This window comes from Stieleria sp., from assembly GCF_041595215.1.
GTDB lineage: Bacteria > Planctomycetota > Planctomycetia > Pirellulales > Pirellulaceae > Stieleria > Stieleria magnilauensis.
This window is the reverse complement of the sequence record NZ_JBFHKV010000849.1, coordinates 1-3,874: the sequence shown is the minus strand read 5'-3', so window position 1 is coordinate 3,874 and position 3,874 is coordinate 1. Positions and strand designations below refer to the sequence as shown.

At 61.0% G+C, this 3,874-nt stretch carries 4 protein-coding genes; 2 read left to right on the top strand and 2 right to left on the bottom strand.

The window, feature by feature from the left end:
* The coding region (locus tag ABX749_RS25145; protein WP_372898421.1) for a type I 3-dehydroquinate dehydratase at positions 1-479 on the bottom strand (479 nt) is incomplete at its 3' end.
* A gap of 253 nt (positions 480-732) precedes the next feature.
* Between ABX749_RS25145 and ABX749_RS25140 the strand changes: the two genes are divergently transcribed.
* Positions 733-1,866: a PQQ-binding-like beta-propeller repeat protein gene (locus ABX749_RS25140; RefSeq protein WP_372898420.1), complete on the top strand. Its 1,134-nt coding sequence runs from the start codon at positions 733-735 to the stop codon at positions 1,864-1,866.
* Between the two features lie 6 nt (positions 1,867-1,872).
* Here ABX749_RS25140 and hisI read toward each other — a convergent pair whose 3' ends face one another.
* On the bottom strand, positions 1,873-2,274 hold the full coding sequence (gene hisI, locus ABX749_RS25135; protein ID WP_372898419.1) for a phosphoribosyl-AMP cyclohydrolase: 402 nt from the start codon (positions 2,272-2,274) through the stop codon (positions 1,873-1,875).
* Positions 2,275-2,470: 196 nt separating this feature from the next.
* Between hisI and ABX749_RS25130 the strand changes: the two genes are divergently transcribed.
* Positions 2,471-3,079, top strand: coding sequence for a glycosyltransferase family 2 protein (locus tag ABX749_RS25130; RefSeq protein ID WP_372898418.1), 609 nt, complete (start codon positions 2,471-2,473; stop codon positions 3,077-3,079).
* The last annotated feature ends 795 nt before the right edge of the window (positions 3,080-3,874 follow it).

The following is a 3,874-nucleotide window of genomic DNA, read 5'->3' as shown; positions in this document are numbered from 1 at the left end:
GGGAGTTTGGCGTTGCGAATCAGGTCGAACATCCGCACGTTGTCGGCGAACGAGTTTGCCATGGTGGCGATTTTGACGATGTCGGCGTCTTCTTCGGCCATCGCCGCATGCAACTCTTCCAGATTGTCCGGCGTGCCGGAAAAATCGTGGTAGCTGATGATTCGTTTGGTGTTGCCGTACCGCGGAATCTGAGATGCCACGTCGGCTTCGATGTCGACGTATTCGGCACCCGCGACGATCGCCGATCGCAGCAGCATCAGTCGGTCTTGTTCGCTCTTGGTCCAACGCCCCCCGTCTTGACGGCGTCGAACGGTCATCACGACCGGGCCGGGGCGATTGTCCATCAGGCGTTTCAGATTGACGGCTCGACCGACATAGTCCAGCCGCAATTCCACAAGTTCGGCGCCTTGTTCGACCAAATGCTTGTGTTCGCCAATCATCCGAGTGTGGCGACTGCGACCGAGACTGACACAAATCATAGGGTATTGAAGTACGAGGAAAGTGGTGATGGACTGCTGGAGGCGGCCTCGGCAATGGGAGGTGGGCTCCATGACGAGTTTACTGCCCGGAGTGCCGCCCGCGTATAATAGATCGCACCGAATGCAACGAGCAGGGGTGTAGTCTAATTCCCCTGAGGAACGGCCGGTCGGGTCGATCCAACGCTTCTGCCACAAATACAGCACGGACAAAGCACACAGCAGGTCATAAATGATGAGTTCGAAAACGCGATGGATGTTCGCTTTGCCCTCCTCGATCCGAATCTCCGTGATCAGTCTGATTTTCGTCGTGATCGGGGTGACCGCGAGCCGGGGGGCAGCACAGGCTTCGGACTGGGCCTTCCCCCGTGGCGACGCCGCCGGGTCGGGGGCGACCACGGCACAGCTGCCCGACGAACTGCAGGTGGCGTGGGAATTCAAGGCCGATGAGGCGATTGAGTCGACTCCCATCGTGATCGGCGACCAGGTGTTCGTCGCCGATGTGATGGGGAAAATCTACTGCCTGGCTCGTCGCGACGGACAGGAACGCTGGCGGAAAGACTACCAGACCGGATTCCTGGCCTCGCCCGTGATCGCCGGCGACCGGCTGGTCATCGGCGACTACGACGGCAACGTGTACGCCTTGTCAGTCAAGGACGGCAGTGAGTTGTGGACCCAAACGACCGACGGCGAGATCAGCGGCTCGGCGGCGATTTACGAGGACAAGGTGCTGGTCGCCTGCCAGGACGGCAAGCTGTACTGTTTCGAGCTGGCGACCGGAGAGCCGGTGTGGACCTATGCCGCCGAAGACCAGATCCAATGTTCCCCCACGATCGCGGGCGATCGGACGTTCCTGGGCGGTTGTGATGCCAAACTGCACGTGGTCGATTTAAAAACGGGCAAGGCCGATGGGGAGGGGATGCCGCTGGAAGGCCCGACCGGAAGCACGCCCGCCGTCCGCGGTGAGCTGGCCATCCTGCCGACCCACGACGGTTCGGTGTTCGCCTTTGATTGGAAGAACAAGAAACAGTTGTGGCGGTACGAAGACCCGTTGCAAGCTCAAGAGTATCGCAACAGTGCCGCGATCTCCGGGGAAATCGCCGTCGTCAGCAGCCAGCGAAAGCAAGTCGATGCGATCGACTTGAAGACGGGCAAGCGAATCTGGCGACACACCTTGCGGCGGTTCGCCGATGCGTCTCCGGTGATCGCCGGTAACGACGTGTGGATTCCCGCGACCGACGGACGGCTGCTGCGACTCTCCCTGGCCGACGGGACGTTGAAGTGGAGCTACGAGATTCGCGGCAGCTTCGTCGCCGGGGTCGCCGTCACCGATACCGAACTGTTCGTCGCTGATGATGACGGCGTGGTCCGCTGTTTCCGAGGCAAGTAGCATGCCCTACTTTTTTTTCCCGTAAACCTCGTTGGGGTCAACGAGTCGGGTGTCGACGATCGAGAGCGAGGCGTCGTCGGGATCGACCGCTCGAAAGAAACAGCTCTGGAATCCTTCGTGACAGGCCGCTCCGACCTGCTCGACTCGCAATAGAATCGTATCGCGGTCGCAATCCACTCGGATCTCTTTGACGCGCTGGCGATGCCCACTGGTTTCACCCTTGCGCCACAGGGCTTGGCGGCTGCGGCTGTAATAGACGGCTTGACCGGTCGCCAGCGTCTCCCGAAACGCGTCTTCGTTCATCCAGGCCATCATCAGAACGCGGTCACTGTCGGCATCTTGCGCGATCGCCGGCAATAAACCGTCGGCGCCCCGAGAAAAGTCCACTGCGGCGGAGACGTCGATCACGGCAAGTTGTCCGGGGGGAAAGAGGGTAAGGTCTGCAGCGAGGATTATAGGCAGATTCGTAGTAAACGGAACGACTGACACGCCGCCCTGGCCGAATCGTTTCGCCGGGCCCGGCCGCTGAAGGCACCGCCGCGGCGCGGACGATAAGCAACCTACACTTTCTTGTCCAATGGTTGCTGTTTCGGGGTTTTCCGCCATGTCACCGACAAAACTATCGATCGTTCTGCCGGTTCGCGATCGGCAACATGAGATCGTTCAGCGGGTCGAGCACGTCCTGGAAGGCCTGGTCGATCTGACCGACGAGGTCGCCGAAATCATTGTCGTCGACGACGGCAGCCGCGATGAAACGCGGGACGTCTTAGAAGAGCTGCATGCCAAGTACCCCCAGGTTCGGATCGCCCGACACGACCGGCCGCGCGGGATGGAAGCGGCCGGACAAACCGGACTGGAACGGGCAACCGGAGAGTTGGTGTTCATCCAGGAATCGAACGCCGAGATGCGGATGGAAGATCTCCGTCGGCTGCTGGTGATGAGCGAAGACGAGTCGGTCGTCGCGGCACGTGCAGAGAGTCGCCAAGAGCCCCTCGCCCCGCCGCTGTTGAGGCGTTTGCGACAATGGGGCACCGACAAACATACCGCAGTCGAAATCCGCTCCGACGCCAGCGCCCCCTGCTCGGTCCAAATGATCCGCCGACCCCATCTGCAGCGTCTCTCGGCCCCCAAAGGCAAACGCTACTGGCTGGAAGGTCAGACCGATCGCATCAAGACGATCGAGCGGACGAAAGTCGGGCAAAGGCTCCGCTAAAGCTCACTACCGCTACTTTGCCTCTGAAGGGGGTAGCGGAACGGCGCGAGCCGTCCGGTTTCAGCTCGAAAACACCGTCAAAGACCGGAGGGCTCGCGCCCTGCCGCTAACAAGAAACACTTCGTTGAGTGTCAAAGGAGAGAGTCAGCGAATCCGGTATCCCGAAGGGATTACAGCGAGTAGCCGGAGGTCAGCGCAGCGCAACCTCCGGGAAGGCCGTCGCGAAGTTCTTCTCGACCCCGGCGGGGTCGCAGCGAATCGATTCGCCGGCGGCGGCGCAGTTCGCCTTGCTGAACGAATTGATCGGGATGCTTGCGCGCGGGACAACCGGCCGGGTCTGAGGGCTCGGGCGTGATTTGCTTCGACGCCCTTCGGGGTCGCATCAGAGGGGTGCCCGGATGTCCGGAGGTGTCGCTGCGCTCACCTCCGGCGAATGGCTTTGACCCCGTTCGGGGTCATGCCGCCGACATTCGGCTTAAGGTGTTAGCGGAACGGCGCGAGCCGTCCGGTTTCAGCTTGGAAACACCGTGAAAGACCGGAGGGCTCGCGCCCTACCGCTAACAAACAACACGCCGGTTGGTTTGAAAGTAGGTGGCATTAGGTTCGCGCCAGCGCGAGCGGCCCCTCATTGATGTTCCTTGAGCGGCGATTCACGGGGACGCTACTGTAACGATTCAACATCCCAATCAAAACGAGCGTTGGATCGAGAACTCGGCGATTTCGATCAGGCAGTTTTTGGCTGCCCCGGTGGGCAGATCGGCGATCGCGTCGAGGGCGCGTTGCTTGAATTCGGCT